The 15,557-nt window shown below is 51.1% G+C and carries 14 protein-coding genes; 9 read left to right on the top strand and 5 right to left on the bottom strand.

All coding sequences use genetic code 11. The annotated features are described in order from the left end of the window. Positions 1-64 precede the first annotated feature (64 nt). Positions 65-907: a 23S rRNA (adenine(2030)-N(6))-methyltransferase RlmJ gene (locus tag IMQ48_RS03620; RefSeq protein WP_196207949.1), complete on the top strand. Its 843-nt coding sequence runs from the start codon at positions 65-67 to the stop codon at positions 905-907. Between the two features lie 104 nt (positions 908-1,011). Further along, on the top strand, positions 1,012-2,364 hold the full coding sequence (gene gorA / locus IMQ48_RS03615; RefSeq protein WP_196207948.1) for a glutathione-disulfide reductase: 1,353 nt from the start codon (positions 1,012-1,014) through the stop codon (positions 2,362-2,364). Positions 2,365-2,383: 19 nt separating this feature from the next. Here the strand turns inward: gorA and IMQ48_RS03610 are convergent, their stop codons facing one another. Beyond that, positions 2,384-2,812, bottom strand: coding sequence for a hypothetical protein (locus IMQ48_RS03610; protein WP_196207947.1), 429 nt, complete (start codon positions 2,810-2,812; stop codon positions 2,384-2,386). A gap of 191 nt (positions 2,813-3,003) precedes the next feature. Here IMQ48_RS03610 and IMQ48_RS03605 point away from each other — a divergent pair, with 191 nt between their 5' ends. After that, positions 3,004-3,726 (top strand): hypothetical protein, encoded by a 723-nt coding sequence (locus IMQ48_RS03605; RefSeq protein WP_196207946.1) that lies wholly within the window; start codon positions 3,004-3,006, stop codon positions 3,724-3,726. A gap of 91 nt (positions 3,727-3,817) precedes the next feature. On the opposite strand, the gene IMQ48_RS03600 is transcribed toward IMQ48_RS03605, so the two are convergent. Further along, complete coding sequence (locus tag IMQ48_RS03600) at positions 3,818-5,212, bottom strand: cytochrome-c peroxidase (protein ID WP_196207945.1); 1,395 nt, start codon at positions 5,210-5,212, stop codon at positions 3,818-3,820. A gap of 427 nt (positions 5,213-5,639) precedes the next feature. Here IMQ48_RS03600 and IMQ48_RS03595 point away from each other — a divergent pair, with 427 nt between their 5' ends. Next, positions 5,640-7,289 carry an alpha,alpha-trehalase gene (locus tag IMQ48_RS03595; protein WP_196207944.1) on the top strand — a complete coding sequence of 550 codons (1,650 nt, stop codon included), beginning with the start codon at positions 5,640-5,642 and terminating at the stop codon, positions 7,287-7,289. Between the two features lie 37 nt (positions 7,290-7,326). On the opposite strand, the gene IMQ48_RS03590 is transcribed toward IMQ48_RS03595, so the two are convergent. Continuing rightward, on the bottom strand, positions 7,327-8,916 hold the full coding sequence (locus IMQ48_RS03590) for an STY4199 family HEPN domain-containing protein (RefSeq protein WP_196207943.1): 1,590 nt from the start codon (positions 8,914-8,916) through the stop codon (positions 7,327-7,329). 178 nt (positions 8,917-9,094) lie between these two features. Between IMQ48_RS03590 and IMQ48_RS03585 the strand changes: the two genes are divergently transcribed. Both IMQ48_RS03585 and IMQ48_RS03580 read left to right on the top strand, forming a co-directional pair. Continuing rightward, a complete protein-coding gene (locus tag IMQ48_RS03585; RefSeq protein WP_196207942.1) occupies positions 9,095-9,646 on the top strand; it encodes a GNAT family N-acetyltransferase in 552 nt (183 codons plus the stop codon). Positions 9,647-9,718: 72 nt separating this feature from the next. Beyond that, the gene (locus IMQ48_RS03580) at positions 9,719-10,069 is read left to right on the top strand and encodes a lysozyme (protein WP_196207941.1); all 351 of its coding nucleotides are present in this window, start codon (positions 9,719-9,721) and stop codon (positions 10,067-10,069) included. An 18-nt stretch (positions 10,070-10,087) separates the two neighbouring features. Here IMQ48_RS03580 and IMQ48_RS03575 read toward each other — a convergent pair whose 3' ends face one another. Together IMQ48_RS03575 and IMQ48_RS03570 are read right to left on the bottom strand one after the other, a co-directional pair. Continuing rightward, positions 10,088-10,690: a response regulator transcription factor gene (locus tag IMQ48_RS03575; RefSeq protein ID WP_196207940.1), complete on the bottom strand. Its 603-nt coding sequence runs from the start codon at positions 10,688-10,690 to the stop codon at positions 10,088-10,090. 366 nt (positions 10,691-11,056) lie between these two features. Next, positions 11,057-11,815 (bottom strand): SDR family NAD(P)-dependent oxidoreductase, encoded by a 759-nt coding sequence (locus tag IMQ48_RS03570; RefSeq protein ID WP_196207939.1) that lies wholly within the window; start codon positions 11,813-11,815, stop codon positions 11,057-11,059. A 119-nt stretch (positions 11,816-11,934) separates the two neighbouring features. Between IMQ48_RS03570 and IMQ48_RS03565 the strand changes: the two genes are divergently transcribed. The 3 genes from IMQ48_RS03565 to IMQ48_RS03555 all read left to right on the top strand — a co-directional run bounded on the left by IMQ48_RS03565 (position 11,935) and on the right by IMQ48_RS03555 (position 15,530). Next, positions 11,935-12,834 carry a LysR family transcriptional regulator gene (locus IMQ48_RS03565; RefSeq protein ID WP_196207938.1) on the top strand — a complete coding sequence of 300 codons (900 nt, stop codon included), beginning with the start codon at positions 11,935-11,937 and terminating at the stop codon, positions 12,832-12,834. A gap of 47 nt (positions 12,835-12,881) precedes the next feature. After that, the gene (gene yhjD / locus IMQ48_RS03560; RefSeq protein ID WP_196207937.1) at positions 12,882-13,907 is read left to right on the top strand and encodes an inner membrane protein YhjD; all 1,026 of its coding nucleotides are present in this window, start codon (positions 12,882-12,884) and stop codon (positions 13,905-13,907) included. A gap of 300 nt (positions 13,908-14,207) precedes the next feature. Continuing rightward, on the top strand, positions 14,208-15,530 hold the full coding sequence (locus IMQ48_RS03555; protein ID WP_196207936.1) for an MFS transporter: 1,323 nt from the start codon (positions 14,208-14,210) through the stop codon (positions 15,528-15,530). Positions 15,531-15,557 lie beyond the last annotated feature (27 nt).

Raw genomic sequence — 15,557 nt, 5'->3', positions numbered from 1 at the left:
CTATTTTCGCCCGATGGCACACAGCTTATCGGGCCTACGTTTATAACCTGGAACACGTTTACCCATGCTCAGTTATCGCCACAGCTTTCACGCTGGCAACCACGCCGACGTCCTTAAACACACGGTTCAGAGCCTGATCATCGAGTCGCTCAAAGAGAAAGATAAACCGTTTCTCTATCTGGACACCCACGCCGGTGCGGGCCGTTATCAGCTGAGCAGTGAACGTGCTGAACGTACCGGCGAGTATCTGGAAGGCATCGCCCGCATCTGGCAGCAGGACGACCTGCCGGCAGAGCTGGAACCCTATATCAGCGTAGTGAACCATTTCAACCGGAGCGGCCAGTTGCGCTACTACCCGGGCTCACCGCTGATTGCCCGCCAGCTGCTGCGCGAGCAGGACAGCCTGCAGTTAACCGAACTGCACCCGAGCGATTTTCCGCTGCTGCGCTCCGAATTCCAGAAAGATGAGCGCGCGCGCGTGGCAAAAGCCGACGGCTATCAGCAGTTGAAATCGAAATTACCACCAGTCTCCCGCCGCGGGCTGATCCTCATCGATCCGCCATACGAAATTAAAACCGACTACCAGGCGGTAGTCGCCGGCATCCACGAAGGCTACAAGCGTTTCGCTACCGGCACCTATGCCCTGTGGTATCCGGTGGTCCTGCGCCAGCAAATCAAGCGTATGATCAAAGAGCTGGAAGCGACCGGCATTCGCCGCATCCTGCAAATTGAGCTGGCGGTTCGTCCGGACAGCGATCAGCGCGGCATGACGGCGTCCGGCATGATTGTGGTTAACCCACCGTGGAAGCTGGAACAGCAAATGAACAACGTGCTGCCATGGCTGCACCGCAAACTGGTTCCGGCGGGAACCGGTCATACATCGGTAAGCTGGATCGTGCCGGAGTAATCGCAGCCATCGGTGGAACCTTTTGATTTCAGGTATACAATCGCGAATATTTTGGCGGATGGCGTAACGCGTCTCCGCCCTACAATGAACATGAAGGAGCGGTCATGACCAAGCACTATGATTACATCGCTATTGGCGGCGGCAGCGGCGGTATTGCCTCCATTAACCGTGCAGCAATGTACGGCCAGAAATGCGCGTTGATTGAGGCCAAAGAACTGGGCGGCACCTGCGTCAACGTTGGCTGTGTACCGAAGAAAGTGATGTGGCATGCTGCACAGGTTCGTGAAGCAATCCATATGTACGGCCCGGACTACGGCTTCGATACCACCATCAATAAATTCGACTGGGACAAGCTGATCGCCACGCGTACCGCCTATATCGACCGCATTCACACCTCTTACGATAACGTGCTGGGTAAAAATAACGTCGACGTGATCAAAGGTTTTGCCCGCTTCGTTGATGCCAAAACCGTTGAAGTGAACGGTGAAACCATCACTGCCGATCATATTTTGATTGCCACCGGCGGTCGCCCAAGCCATCCGAACATTCCGGGTGTGGAATACGGTATCGACTCCGACGGTTTCTTTGAGCTGCCAGCCCTGCCGAAACGTGTAGCCGTTGTTGGTGCAGGCTACATCGCCGTAGAACTGGCGGGCGTGATTAATGGTCTGGGCGCAGAAACGCATCTGTTCGTGCGTAAACACGCGCCGCTGCGCAGCTTTGACCCGATGATCGTCGACACGCTGGTTGAGGTAATGAATGCCGAAGGCCCAACCCTGCATACGCACGCGATTCCAAAAGCGGTAGTTAAAAACGCTGATGGCAGCCTGACCCTGGAGCTGGAAGATGGCCGCAGTCAGACCGTGGATTGCCTGATTTGGGCGATCGGCCGTGAACCCGCCACCGACAACTTCAACCTGGCAGTTACTGGCGTGAAAACCAACGAAAAAGGCTACATCGTCGTTGATAAATTCCAGAACACTAACGTTCCAGGAATTTACGCCGTTGGCGACAATACCGGTGCCGTTGAATTAACACCCGTTGCCGTTGCCGCGGGCCGTCGCCTGTCCGAGCGTCTGTTTAACAACAAGCCAGACGAGCATCTGGATTACAGCAACATCCCGACCGTAGTCTTCAGCCACCCGCCAATTGGCACCGTAGGCTTAACCGAGCAGCAGGCTCGCGAACAACACGGCGATGACCAGGTGAAAGTGTATAAATCATCGTTTACCGCGATGTATACCGCTGTCACCACACACCGTCAGCCATGCCGTATGAAGCTAGTTTGCGTCGGTCCGGAAGAGAAGATTGTCGGTATTCATGGCATTGGTTTTGGGATGGATGAAATGCTGCAAGGCTTTGCGGTGGCACTGAAAATGGGCGCAACCAAGAAAGACTTCGACAACACAGTCGCCATTCACCCGACCGCGTCGGAAGAATTTGTGACCATGCGTTAAAACACCCCGGTTACCGGTGTCAGGAAATAAGTAATTCCCCGACGCCGGTACATTCTTCAAAAATAAACATCCTCCGATGTACATTCAGCAGACGCATCCCCGCCACATTACAACGCCGCAAAACCACAGGTTGAGTGATCATGCAGTACGAAAACCAAACATTTCGCATGGCACAATCTTCGAAAACGAGATTTTCGAGATAACAACGATTCAACGTTAAATTTTCGATAAGAATATTTTTGAAACTGCTTTTGATTAAATTACTGCGAAAGAAAATCGCTTTTACGGGTTGGTTCTGAATATGCTGGTCGATAAATTGCTGGTTTTCATGTAAGCCATTTACAACAAATTGAGTGGGTTTATTTTCTTGATATTGCAAAGTATTCTTCTCACGAGTATTTTGCAAATACAAAGGGATAACCCCCTGACGCTTAGCGTTAAGGTTCATAAAGGTTCCAATAATTATGATGTTATCTGGATGGATAACAAATAAGAGGGACCTTTAAATGACCTGTTTTACCATGTGAAAACAAGACCGTTTCTATCCAGTTATTTGCAGAGTTGCATAGCAAAATAAAAGTTCAAAAACATAGTCATTACACAAATATAAAACATCAATTTCACTTAGGTGTATATTTCATGCCAAAAAGTAAAAGCAGCAACTGTATTCTGGTCATCGAATCACCCTGGAAACTGGATGAGCATGACTCAAACCGAACGTCTGTCGTTCCCTTTATTCAAGGGATCGCCAGGCTCCAGGGCGATACTGAAGTCTATTTTCTAAATTTCTACAATAAAAAGAGCTTCGAAATAGCTCTTGAATGCCTTTGCATGCAGGTTTTTCGCAACACTGTCGTTTACGTAGCCGCTCATGGTAGCGAAACACACATCAGCGGCATTCTGTTAAAAGATATTCTGAAAGCAGTCAGTGAAAAAGCCGCAGAAAAGAACATCAGCGGTTTGATGCTGGGATCGTGTTTTGCTGGAACTAAAACACCATTACTGAAGGAGTACACCCAGGGAAGTGGTTTACGCTGGTGCGCAGGATACTCTTCATCATGCGACTGGCTGACCGGAACGATGATTGACTGCGCTATCATCAGTAACGCACTCAACATCAAAAAATCACATTACGGTAGTCGCGAAAAAATGGTTCAGGCTTTCGCCTCAGCAATTGCTCCTTTTGCACCTGGCGCAGTTATCGGCCAGAACAAAAAAGAAGACGGAGTCCCCCTTTCTCAATCGTTGAAGATTGTTATTCAACCTGAAGGTCAGGGACACCACGCTCTCGTTTCCTCCGAAGAAATATTTGCGCAAGCACAAGAAAGCTATGTGCGGGAAGAAGAGGAAGAAATTGCTTAACTCATCACTCAATATTCACACTCAACCGTAAACCTGCTCGTTGAGGGAAGAATCCAGCCTGCGAAACTCACAGGCTGGAAGGCGGGAATGATTATTTACCCTGCATATACGGCGTATACACGCCGTTCAGACTTTCGAGGAATGCCACGATATCGTCGATATCTTCCTGCGGCAGTTCTTTACCTACCTGATAACGTAGCATCAGTTTTACTGCACCATCGAGCGTAGGCACATCACCGCGATGGAAATAAGGCGCAGTCAGTGCAACGTTACGCAATCCAGGGACTTTCTGGCGCAGCTTGTCGCGTAATTCATTGGTGACGTTCATACGACCAATATCTGCAGCAGTGACCTCACCGAAATTAAAATCCTTTTTTAAACCCAAGGGCTCAAATGAGCGTCCGCCTAAAATAATACCGCCATGACAGGTCGCACATTTATTATCTTTAAACAACTGATAACCCTGTTTTTGCTGGGCCGTTAACGCCGCCTCGTCACCGCGTAGCCATTTATCAAACGGCGAATTTGGCGTGATCAGCGTTTTCTCAAACTCAGCAATCGCATCGGTAATATTGTCCCCGCTGAATCCCTGCGGATAAACCGCGATAAACTCTTGCTTGAGTTGCGGATCCTTATCCAGTTTCTGGATAATTTCATCCCAGGATTTAGACGCCATTTCGATGGGGTTCAATGGTGGACCGCCGGCCTGTACCTGCAATGTTGGCGCCCGACCATCCCAGAATTGTTCCACGTTAAAGACCGAGTTAAATACCGTTGGCGCATTGATAGGGCCAACCGCGCCGCCTACGCCGATTGACGTTTTCCGACCATCCACGCCGCCTGCGTTTAAGGCGTGGCAGTGCGCGCAAGAAATCGTGCTGTCACCGGAAATGCGTGGGTCGTGATAAAGCGTAAAGCCCAGCGCCACTTTGCGTGTATCGGTCGGGATGCTTTCCGGTATCGGCTGCACAGGTTCATTACGATGCTGCGTGGCGGTATCGTTACTGGCGTAGTACTGCTCACGCTGTTTCGCAATCCAGCCCAGGATCTCTGCTCGCTCCGTATCGCTAACCTTACCGGCCCAGTGCAGCGCGGTATAACGCGTTGGCGGCATGGTGTCGTATTGCATCACCCATTCAATTTTATTCAAATCACTTTGCGAAACGGGTTTATCCGTAACCAGAGCGGCGCGAACTGCTTCAAGATTGAATGATTTGTATCCCAATTGAATGTCGTAATTCATCAATTGTTTAGCGACAGGAAAGGAAGAATAGAAGGGTAATTCAGCTGAAGGTGTGTGACAATAATCGCATCCCTTTTCGCGTAAAAATCCTAAAACCTTATTATTGGCTTCCTGCGTAGAGGCCTGAACATCAGCCTGTTTGCTACGTTGATTATCGTGATACCACACATAACCGGATAATCCAAAATAACAAATTACGATGCCTGCTATGGCAATCGCGGTAAGACGGGTAATGATTTTCATTATTCTACCCTCACCGTTGTGAGTTATTGTGACCCAGAAATTAAAATAAATAATGCATAATCTTTGTCAGACTTAGCCATCATAGAAAATATGGGGGTTATTATTTTGATAAGTATCAATCAATTACATGGGCCAGAACTATCATTAGAATAGCCTGCACCTATTATCATACGTCGCGTGGGGTCATGCTGTTCACACCTCGTTGCAATCGAATGTTCTGAAAATGATATTCCCCCAGATCACGACGATCTAAATTTTATTGATGGTTATCATAGGGATATAATTTTCGTTAAGTTCTAAAAACCCTAAAAACGTGATCAATAGCACGCTTTACTCACCCGACACCGAAGCGAATGTCTACGCTTAACAGACAGCCGGGCAATAGCCGTTTCCTTTCAACATCTCTTTACCGGAGGTCTTTCTCATTATGCTCAACCAGAAACTACCCCACGCCCCTTCAGAAGAACTGACGATCGACCTCGATCTGCTTTATGAAATGGATCCGTGCGAGTTAAAGCTGGATGAAATGATTGAGGCGGAGCCTGAGCCTGAGATGATTGAAGGGCTACCCGCCTCAGATGCGCTAACACCCGCCGACCGCTATCTTGAACTGTTCGAGCATGTCCAGTCGTCAAAGCTGTTTGCCGACAGCAAAACCTTCCCCGACTGTGCGCCAAAAATGGACCCGCTGGACATTCTAATCCGCTATCGCAAGGTTAAGCGGCACCGGGACTTTGACCTGCAACGCTTTGTCGAGAACCATTTCTGGCTACCCGAGACCCCTTCGAGTGAGTACGTTTCCAACCCGGAGGACTCGCTGAAAGAACATATTGACCAGTTGTGGCCTGTGCTCACGCGCGAACCGCAGGATCATATTCCCTGGTCCTCGCTGCTGGCGCTGCCACAGTCGTATATTGTGCCGGGTGGACGATTTAGCGAAACCTATTACTGGGATTCCTACTTCACCATGCTCGGTCTGGCGGAGAGCGGTCGGGAAGATCTGTTGAAATGTATGGCGGATAACTTTGCCTGGATGATTGAAAACTATGGTCATATCCCGAACGGCAATCGGACCTACTACCTGAGCCGCTCTCAACCGCCGGTCTTTGCGCTGATGGTGGAACTGTTTGAAGAAGATGGCGTGCGCGGTGCACGTCGTTATCTGGATCATCTCAAAATGGAATACGCGTTCTGGATGGATGGCGCAGATTCCCTGGCGCTTAACCAGGCGTACCGCCATGTCATCCGAATGCCGGATGGCTCTCTACTCAACCGCTATTGGGACGATCGTGATACCCCGCGCGATGAGTCGTGGCTCGAAGACGTTGAAACAGCCAAACATTCGGGTCGCCCGCCCAATGAGGTCTATCGGGATCTGCGCGCAGGTGCGGCTTCCGGTTGGGATTACTCCTCACGCTGGCTACGCGATGCGGGCCGACTTGCCAGCATCCGCACCACCCAATTCATCCCCATTGACCTTAACGCTTTCCTGTACAAGCTGGAGAGCGCCATTGCTAACATTTCTGCACTGAAAGGCGAACGGGAAACGGAGGCCTTGTTTCGCCAGAAAGCCACCGACCGCCGCGCCGCCGTGGACCACTATCTGTGGGACGATGAGAACGGCTGTTATCGGGATTATGACTGGCGGCGAGAAGAAATGGCCCTCTTCTCCGCCGCCAGTATCGTACCGCTGTACGTCGGTATGGCGACCCATGCACAAGCCGACCGGCTCGCTAATGCTATACGCAGCCGCCTGTTAACCCCCGGTGGCATTATGGCGACGGAATATGAAACAGGTGAGCAGTGGGATAAACCCAACGGTTGGGCGCCGCTGCAGTGGATGGCGATTCAGGGCTTCAAGCTATACGGTGACGACCACCTGGGAGATGAGATTGCCCGCAACTGGTTGAAAACGGTTAATCTTTTTTATCTGGAACACCACAAACTGATCGAGAAGTACCATATCGCCGACGGCACGCCGCGTGAAGGCGGCGGCGGCGAGTACCCTTTACAGGATGGCTTTGGCTGGACCAACGGCGTCGTGCGTCGATTAATCGGCCTCTACGGCGAACCGTAACAGTCTGGCAGACTGATATCGCTGGCGATTCAGGCTGTCAGTTAATGGCGTCATACAGAGCAGTATGAATTTTCTGCCATTTTTTGTTTTCAGCGTTTGGCTCCGCGCGAGCACGCAGCTCAGCTTGTTCGGCATCATAGCGCTGGCGCGCGACAACATCCGGTTTGGAGCAAAAACTTTGCAGATAGCTTTTATGTAGCGATGTCAGCGATGCCCCATTAGACATCACATGACTTAGCGTACTCATAAACTGCTGGCAGGGCTGGGTTTCATCCATCTGCGAGGGATAGCGCAACAGCAGCTTCAGCACAGCGGTATGACCCGCAGAGAACGCCTGTTCTGTCCACGCCAGCTTCCAGTCCATCCCACCCTGCAAAAACAATGACGTAATGCGGGTATCGTTGCGATCGATAGCCGCCCGCATGGTAAACGCATCCCACGAAATGCCCATGCGGGTCACCGTGTCCCGCGCGGAGGGCGCGTCACGCCGCGGCTCCTCCTGTATAATGTCAACCGATTGACCAGCAGGCGCCGGCGGCGCAGGCGAGTTGAATAACCAGAACGCGCCCAGCGATATCATAAGCACCATCGCGCCAACGGCCCCCCACAGCACGCCGGAAATCAGCTGCTCACGTTCTTCAGCCGTACGCTGCGCCCGCTTTTCCGGCGGGTCAATGCTGTCGGCAATTTCTTGTTTATCATCCCCGATCTGTTCGGCCTTTTGCTTTGCCGTTTCCCAGAACTGGCGAACAAGACTCTCATCTGATTCCAGATACGATGCGGGATTGATGCGGACACGACGTTCTTCAAACGCCCGCTGTACAGGGTGCGTGATATGTCGGTACTGGTACTTTAATAGCATCAGCTGTACCGGGGTCAGCGGCTGCTGAGCAATAATACTATTACGTGCCAGCCGGCAATCATCAAGAAACATACGCAGCGTTAAGCGCGGTTCAACAAACAGCGTAAGTACCGAAGTGTCATTAAAAATCTGAGTAAAATGGCGCACGAACAGTTTCTTATCGACCACCATCAGCGCCAGTTCGCTAAACAACATGCCATCAAGCGCATCACGCCCCTCGCCAAGCTTAAGCCAGCGGCGCAGTCGATCGGCACCAAAGTGCTGTTTCAAGAAGCTGTTAAGCGGATGCTGGTCCGGCCATACCCTCGCCACGAGCGCTTTCAGCGTTAACTCTATTGCGCGGAGCTGGCGCTGAGCCTGCATCTGCGCCTCGGCACTCCCGGCGTCAATATCAGTTTGATAATTCAGCAGCGGTTGAAGTTGGCGCAACTGCTCCAGAGAAGCGACAAAACGCAGTGCAGAAATAAGCTGGTTTTCACTGACATCCTGACCACTTTCATATTGGGGAACGTTTTGCTGAAGATGGCGTAATCGCAAGGTAAATTGGCTTAATTGTGCATCGTTCATCTGCAATCGCCGGGCAACCACCCCCCAGCCACCCAGATTAAGGCGGGCCTGATCGAGCTGTTCCAAAAACCAGCGTGGATCTTTGCCTTCTGCAACATGCACGCCTAACAGCAGCAGGATTTCCACTGATGCCTGGCGGATAATCCCTAAACAATGTTCAAATGGCGTACATGTCGCCGGTAATGCGCTATTAGTCATTATCGTCCCTAAAAGGGCTGCACAAGTGCGGCCTCACGATGAACTTTATTGCTCTTTTTATAAACGCAGCACCCTGTAAAAACGTGCTGGTGTAAACTGAAACACATTCATATAACAAATAAATATGTTTTACAGTGATTACCTCGTAATCATTGAAAATTATTCAGGAGATAAGCCTGTGCCAGTGTTAAAAACACCACGTCTGACCTGCCGCCCGCTGACGGAAGCCGATTGGGATTTTTTCTTAGCATTACAGCAGAATCCTGGTGTAATGCACTATGTCTCCGATGCGCGCTCCGAACAAGACGTACGGGCAATATTCGACTCACGCTTAGCCGAATGGTCTCCTGGAAGCCCGCACTGGCTATGCCTGGTCATGTGCGATAACGACTCGGGATCGCCGCTCGGCGTCACTGGATATGTTCACGAAAATAATGAATGTGCCGAAGTGGGGTTTCTGCTCGCCCCCGAAGCGCAAGGTCAGGGTTATGGGGCTGAATCCTTGTATGCCTTGTGTGATTTCGCGTTTACCACCGGTGGGCTGCGCCGTATGACGGCCTGCGTCACCGCAGGCAATTATGCCTCACGACGTTTGCTCGAAAAAGCGGGATTCATTCTCGAAGGTACACTGCGCGAGAGCTACTGGCTGCAGCAAACCTGGCACGATGACTGGGTTTTCGGCCTGTTAAAGCAGGAATATCCCCCCCCACGTCATAAGCCGTTTTACTGAAAAAACGGGCTATATGGTAGGTGCCATAACGAGACATTTTCTCTAGAATGGACTTTTTGCAGAGAAATCAGTATGCACTGCCATTCATCATATTTTACCCCCGCCTGTATCGCCTTTATTAAACAGGGGCAAGGATTGTCACTGGAAAAATATCAGGATGAACACGGGGTCTGGGTCATTGGTTACGGGCATGAAATCACCGCAGGTGAAACCTTCAACAATCCAATTTCAGTGGCAAAGGCAGAAACACTGCTGTTCACGGATCTGTGCACCTGCGAGGAATTAATCCATGCAAAGCTGCCACACCTAAAAGATCTGTTTCAACTGGAAGCGTTAATTGCGTGGATGTTTAGCGTGGGGATATCCCGATGTTGTACATCAGAAATGTGGCCTGCTCATATTTCACAGCCAGAAATGTTCTGACTGTGAAATAAGCGTTGGTTAATGTGCTTCGTTCAACATCATTGCCGCCTGGGTACGGTTTTTAACCTCCAGGCGCTGATACAGCGACTCCAGATGCGCTTTTACCGTTCCGGTGCTGATATTTAACAGGCGACCAATTTGTTTATTGGACTCTCCAGCCGCCAGCATGGTCAGGATCTCACGCTGACGCGCACTTAATGTTTTAATATTTTGGCTACCACTCTCAGTTGGCGTTAAGCAATCTCTGGGATAAAACATCATGCCCATTGCCACACTATTGAGCGCCAGCGTGAACGTTTCTGCGTCGGCATCGCGTGGTACAATGGCCAGCACATTCAACTGCGTCACTTCCTGCAACCATTTTTTACGGCAATCCGTAGCGGTAATCAGCACTTTTACTCTCACGTAGCGCTGCGCAAGCTGTTGGAGCAATCCGCGGCAGAACTCACCATCAAGATCGCCATCAAGCATCACTAACGCATCCGGGCTTGCTTCCAGCTTTTGCCAAAGGTCATCTGCCTGACTGACACCCTGAACATCCACTCCTGGAATACTTTCTTGTAAACTTACATTCATTCCATGAATAAATATCGACTGCCTGTCAAACATTATTACCTGCATTATTTCTCTCCGTCTGAATAAGATATCGGCCTTAACACGCGGAAGGGTATTACCCATGGGGTAAAATAAGAACTCACCATTTGGCATGGGCCATTCTACCGATAGCAGAAGAATAAAAAAGCAGAAATTATGAATATTTACAGCTCAAATAAAAGGATTACACAAAGAGATAAAAACAAGGCTTTAATTTAAGGATTTCCTTATTTCCAGCACAAATCATTCATCAATTAAAATTAATTAATCCAAGTCTATTTTTTTTCGAAAAAAGAAGGAATCCAGAACATCAGGCGAATATGTTACAAAATATAATATAGCATAAAATGCTTATTTAACCTGAGGTTGCAGTCAAATAAGCACGTTACTGGTTTACAGGAACATCCCGCCCGAAACCTCAATGCGCTGTGCGGTCATCCAGCCTAGTTCATCGCTGAGCAGTGCGGCAATAGCATCCCCAATATCATCCGGCAGCCCGACACGTCCCAGGGCGGTTTGCGAGGCGATATACGCATTCAGCTGTGCATTGTCCCGCACGTTCCCGCCGCCAAAATCCGTTTCAATCGCGCCAGGCGCAATAATATTCGCCGTAATCCCGCGATCTCCCAATTCTTTCGCCTGATAGCGGGTGAGCACTTCCATCGCCCCTTTCATGGCGGCATAGGCGCTATAACCCGGCAAGGCAAAACGCGACAATCCGGTCGACACATTGAGGATCCTTCCGCCCTGCTTTATCAGCGGCAACAGGCTCTGCGTCAAGAAAAAGGGACCTTTAAACTGGATGTTCAACAGTTGGTCAAATTGCGTTTCGGTGAAGGCAGAATACGGCGCATTTATGCCGATCCCTGCATTGTTCAATAAATAATCAAACCTCTCACATTGCCACTGTGTCTGCAGCGTTTCCTGCATCTGCTCAACAAACAGTGGAAATGTCGAAATATCGCCGACGTTCAACGGCAATGCTGCTGCTTTTCCACCAAGTTGGCGAATATCACCCACAACCTTCTGGGCTTCTTTTTCATTACTGTGCCACGTCAGAATGATATCGATTCCTTTGCTCGCCAGCTTAAGCGCCGCGTTTTTACCCAGTCCACGACCGCCGCCGGTCACCAATGCGATACGCTGTGTCATAAAAAACCTCATTTTCGCTGTAGTGAAGATTGAGATTGAGCTTATTAGGTGTTAGAAAAACAATAAATATGTCTAATTACGCATTACTGTTTCACTGCGAACAACAATAGGGCATAGAAATGGATAAAATTCACGCAATGCAGTTGTTCATCCGCGTCGCAGAACTGGAGAGTTTTTCGCGCGCAGCCGACACTCTTGGACTGCCTAAGGGTAGCGTATCGCGCCAAATCCAGGCGCTGGAAAATCATCTGGGGACGCAACTGTTGCATCGCACCACCCGCCGCGTTCAACTTACCCAGGACGGGATGATCTATTACGAACGCGCGAAAGATCTGTTGAGCAATCTCGACGAACTGGACGGCCTGTTCCATCACGATCCCTCCAGCATCAGCGGTAAGTTGCGGGTCGATATGCCGGTTGGCGTAGCCAGAAATTTGGTGATGCCCCGCCTGCCCGCCTTTTTGCATCAGTACCCGGGTCTTGAACTCGAACTCAGCAGCAGCGACCGCCTGGTGGATTTAATTCGTGAAGGTTTCGACTGCGTGGTGCGCGTGGGTACGCTGAAAGATTCTGGACTGATTGCTCGTCCGCTGGGGAAACTGACGCAGATAAACTGTGCCAGCCCACAGTATCTGGCCCGTTTTGGCTATCCAGAAAACCTGGAGGATTTGGCCTCGCATGCAGTGGTGCATTACGCGGTGAATTTGGGCACGCGCTCGCAGGGCTTCGAAGTAGCGACCAACAGCGGGACTCGTTGGATAAAAACCGGCGGTATGCTGACGGTAAACAGTACCGAAACCTATCATGCGGCCTGTCTTGCCGGGTTGGGTATCATCCAGGTCCCGCGCGTAGGCGTCCGTGAGGCATTACGCGCGGGTACGCTGGTCGAAGTCTTACCACAGTATCGCGCTGAGCCGATGCCAGTTTCTCTACTTTATCCACATCGTCGCAATCTCTCCCGCCGGGTACACCTGTTTATGGAATGGCTGACCGGCGTGATGAAGGACTATGTGGACTGACACGCTATACTGTCCAGTGAATGCACAGAATAAGGACTACCGCCCTGATGACGCAGGAAAAAGACCTAAAACGCCCCATTCAGGAACTTGAGCACGCACCGATCGCCAAAATTGACACACCAGAGCGTGACCAGACAGAGACCAACAATAAGACCCATCAGGCGCTGAAAACGGCACTGACGCTGGCAGAACGCGTTCAGCGTCAGCCCATTATCGCCCATCTGATCCGCGCCGCAGAACGTTTTAATGACCGGATGGGGAACCAGTTTGGTGCGGCGATTACCTATTTCTCGTTCCTGTCGATGATCCCTATCCTGATGGTGTCGTTTGCCGCCGCTGGTTTTATTCTCGCCTCGCACCCCACGCTGTTGCAGGATATCTTCAGCAAAATCCTGAACAACGTCAGCGATCCGACGCTGGCATCCACGCTGAAAAACACCATTAATACCGCCGTTCAGCAACGTACCACGGTGGGCCTGGTAGGGCTGGGTATCGCCCTTTATTCCGGGGTTAACTGGATGGGAAACCTGCGCGAGGCCATTCGTGCTCAGTCGCGTGATGTTTGGGAACGCACGCCGCAGGATCAGGAGAAAATCTGGGTTAAATATCTGCGCGATTTTGTCTCACTGATTGGATTACTGATTGCGCTGATTGTCACCCTGTCAATTACCTCCATCGCCGGTTCCGCCCAGCAGATGATAATCTCGGCCCTGTACCTCGATGGTATCGACTGGCTGAAGCCCGCCTGGCGATTGATCGGCCTGGCAATCTCTATTTTCGCCAACTATCTGCTGTTCTTCTGGATTTTCTGGCGGCTCCCGCGTCATCGCCCACGTAAAAAGGCACTCATTCGCGGTACCTTTATTGCGGCCTTTGGCTTTGAAGCAATCAAAATTATTATGACTTACACGCTGCCGTCGCTGGTGCAATCCCCGTCAGGCGCGGCGTTTGGCTCGGTATTAGGTCTAATGGCATTCTTCTACTTCTTCGCCCGCCTGACCCTGTTCTGCGCCGCCTGGATAGCCACCGCGGAATACAAAGATGACCCACTGATGCCGGGGAAAACGCAATAGCCACCACCGGATTAGTTGTGAATTGCCGGATGGCGCTACGCTTATCCGGCAAGTATAATGCCACCCACTCTCACCGATTCAGTGAATAAATCCAACCCGTAACTTTTATTTAACCTAAAACCAGTTTTATCATCCAAGTTTTAAATTATGTGAAGCATTTCATAGAAGCGAAATCTCCGGCCTAAATATTATCCCCTTTTTGCCTTATTTTTGACCAAGCGCAACCTTTGTTACAGATTGAAATGTCTCTTTTGCTGTGCGTAATATGACCGTTCGTTCGACAAAAAATAAGAAAATATTATGCAAGCAACCGCCACAACGCTCGACAACGAACAGGAACATACCCCGGTCAATTCGCGCAATAAAGTCGTCGTCGCCTCACTCATCGGCACCGCCATTGAGTTCTTCGACTTCTATATTTACGCGACCGCCGCGGTGATCGTTTTCCCCCACATCTTCTTCCCGCAGGGCGACCCGGCAGCAGCCACGCTGCAGTCTCTCGCCACCTTTGCTATCGCCTTTGTGGCGCGGCCGATCGGCTCGGCAGTGTTTGGGCATTTCGGCGACCGCGTCGGGCGTAAGGTCACGCTGGTTGCCTCGCTGCTGACCATGGGGATCTCGACGGTGATCATCGGCCTGTTACCGGGTTACGCGACGATTGGGATTTTTGCCCCGATCCTGCTGGCGCTGGCGCGTTTTGGTCAGGGTTTGGGTCTCGGCGGTGAATGGGGCGGGGCTGCGCTGCTGGCCACAGAAAATGCTCCACCACGCAAGCGGGCGCTGTACGGGTCTTTCCCGCAGTTGGGCGCACCGATCGGCTTCTTCTTTGCCAACGGCACGTTTCTGCTGCTCTCCTGGCTGCTGACCGATGAGCAGTTTATGAGCTGGGGCTGGCGCGTACCGTTTATTGCCTCGGCGGTGCTGGTGATTATCGGCCTGTACGTTCGCGTCTCACTGCATGAGTCCCCGGTATTCGCCAAAGTCGCTGCGGCGAAAAAGCAGGTCAAGATTCCACTGGGTACCCTGCTGACAAAACACGTTCGCGTCACGATCCTCGGTACGTTTATCATGCTGGCGACCTATACGCTGTTCTATATCATGACCGTCTACTCAATGACCTTCAGTACTGCCGCCGCCCCTGTGGGCCTTGGCTTACCACGTAATGAAGTCCTGTGGATGCTGATGATGGCAGTAATTGGCTTTGGTGTGATGGTTCCGGTTGCCGGACTGCTGGCCGACGCGTTTGGTCGCCGCAAGAGTATGCTCATCATCACCACGCTTATTATTCTGTTTGCCCTGTTCGCCTTTAAACCATTGCTGGGTTCTGGCAGTCCGGCGCTGGTCTTTGTCTTCTTACTGCTGGGGCTGAGCCTGATGGGACTGACCTTCGGCCCGATGGGCGCGCTGCTGCCGGAGCTGTTCCCGACCGAGGTGCGCTACACGGGCGCGTCGTTCTCGTATAACGTTTCATCAATTCTCGGTGCATCTGTGGCCCCTTATATCGCCGCATGGCTACAGGGCAACTATGGCCTGCCGGCCGTCGGGATTTATCTGGCCTCGATGGCAGCATTAACGCTGATCGCGCTGCTGTTAACCCACGAGACGCGTCATCAGTCGTTGTGATTCTTTTGCCGGATGGCGGTGTAACCA

The sequence above is a fragment of the Citrobacter sp. Res13-Sevr-PEB04-36 genome (assembly GCF_015672735.1).
In the GTDB taxonomy this organism is placed as follows: Bacteria; Pseudomonadota; Gammaproteobacteria; order Enterobacterales; family Enterobacteriaceae; genus Citrobacter.
Note: the sequence above shows the minus strand (reverse complement) of the source record. Positions and strands in the feature narration are given on the sequence as shown.

What these genes read in the sequence shown, in the direction of transcription:
- gorA (WP_196207948.1), top strand. Translation starts at nt 1,012, where the DNA reads ATGACCAAGCACTATGATTACATCGCTATTGGCGGCGGCAGCGGCGGT.
- IMQ48_RS03570 (WP_196207939.1), bottom strand. Translation starts at nt 11,815, where the DNA reads ATGACACAGCGTATCGCATTGGTGACCGGCGGCGGTCGTGGACTGGGT.
- IMQ48_RS03580 (WP_196207941.1), top strand. Translation starts at nt 9,719, where the DNA reads ATGCACTGCCATTCATCATATTTTACCCCCGCCTGTATCGCCTTTATT.
- IMQ48_RS03590 (WP_196207943.1), bottom strand. Translation starts at nt 8,916, where the DNA reads ATGACTAATAGCGCATTACCGGCGACATGTACGCCATTTGAACATTGT.
- IMQ48_RS03595 (WP_196207944.1), top strand. Translation starts at nt 5,640, where the DNA reads ATGCTCAACCAGAAACTACCCCACGCCCCTTCAGAAGAACTGACGATC.
- IMQ48_RS03605 (WP_196207946.1), top strand. Translation starts at nt 3,004, where the DNA reads ATGCCAAAAAGTAAAAGCAGCAACTGTATTCTGGTCATCGAATCACCC.
- IMQ48_RS03600 (WP_196207945.1), bottom strand. Translation starts at nt 5,212, where the DNA reads ATGAAAATCATTACCCGTCTTACCGCGATTGCCATAGCAGGCATCGTA.
- yhjD (WP_196207937.1), top strand. Translation starts at nt 12,882, where the DNA reads ATGACGCAGGAAAAAGACCTAAAACGCCCCATTCAGGAACTTGAGCAC.
- IMQ48_RS03555 (WP_196207936.1), top strand. Translation starts at nt 14,208, where the DNA reads ATGCAAGCAACCGCCACAACGCTCGACAACGAACAGGAACATACCCCG.
- IMQ48_RS03620 (WP_196207949.1), top strand. Translation starts at nt 65, where the DNA reads ATGCTCAGTTATCGCCACAGCTTTCACGCTGGCAACCACGCCGACGTC.
- IMQ48_RS03575 (WP_196207940.1), bottom strand. Translation starts at nt 10,690, where the DNA reads ATGCAGGTAATAATGTTTGACAGGCAGTCGATATTTATTCATGGAATG.
- IMQ48_RS03610 (WP_196207947.1), bottom strand. Translation starts at nt 2,812, where the DNA reads ATGAACCTTAACGCTAAGCGTCAGGGGGTTATCCCTTTGTATTTGCAA.
- IMQ48_RS03565 (WP_196207938.1), top strand. Translation starts at nt 11,935, where the DNA reads ATGGATAAAATTCACGCAATGCAGTTGTTCATCCGCGTCGCAGAACTG.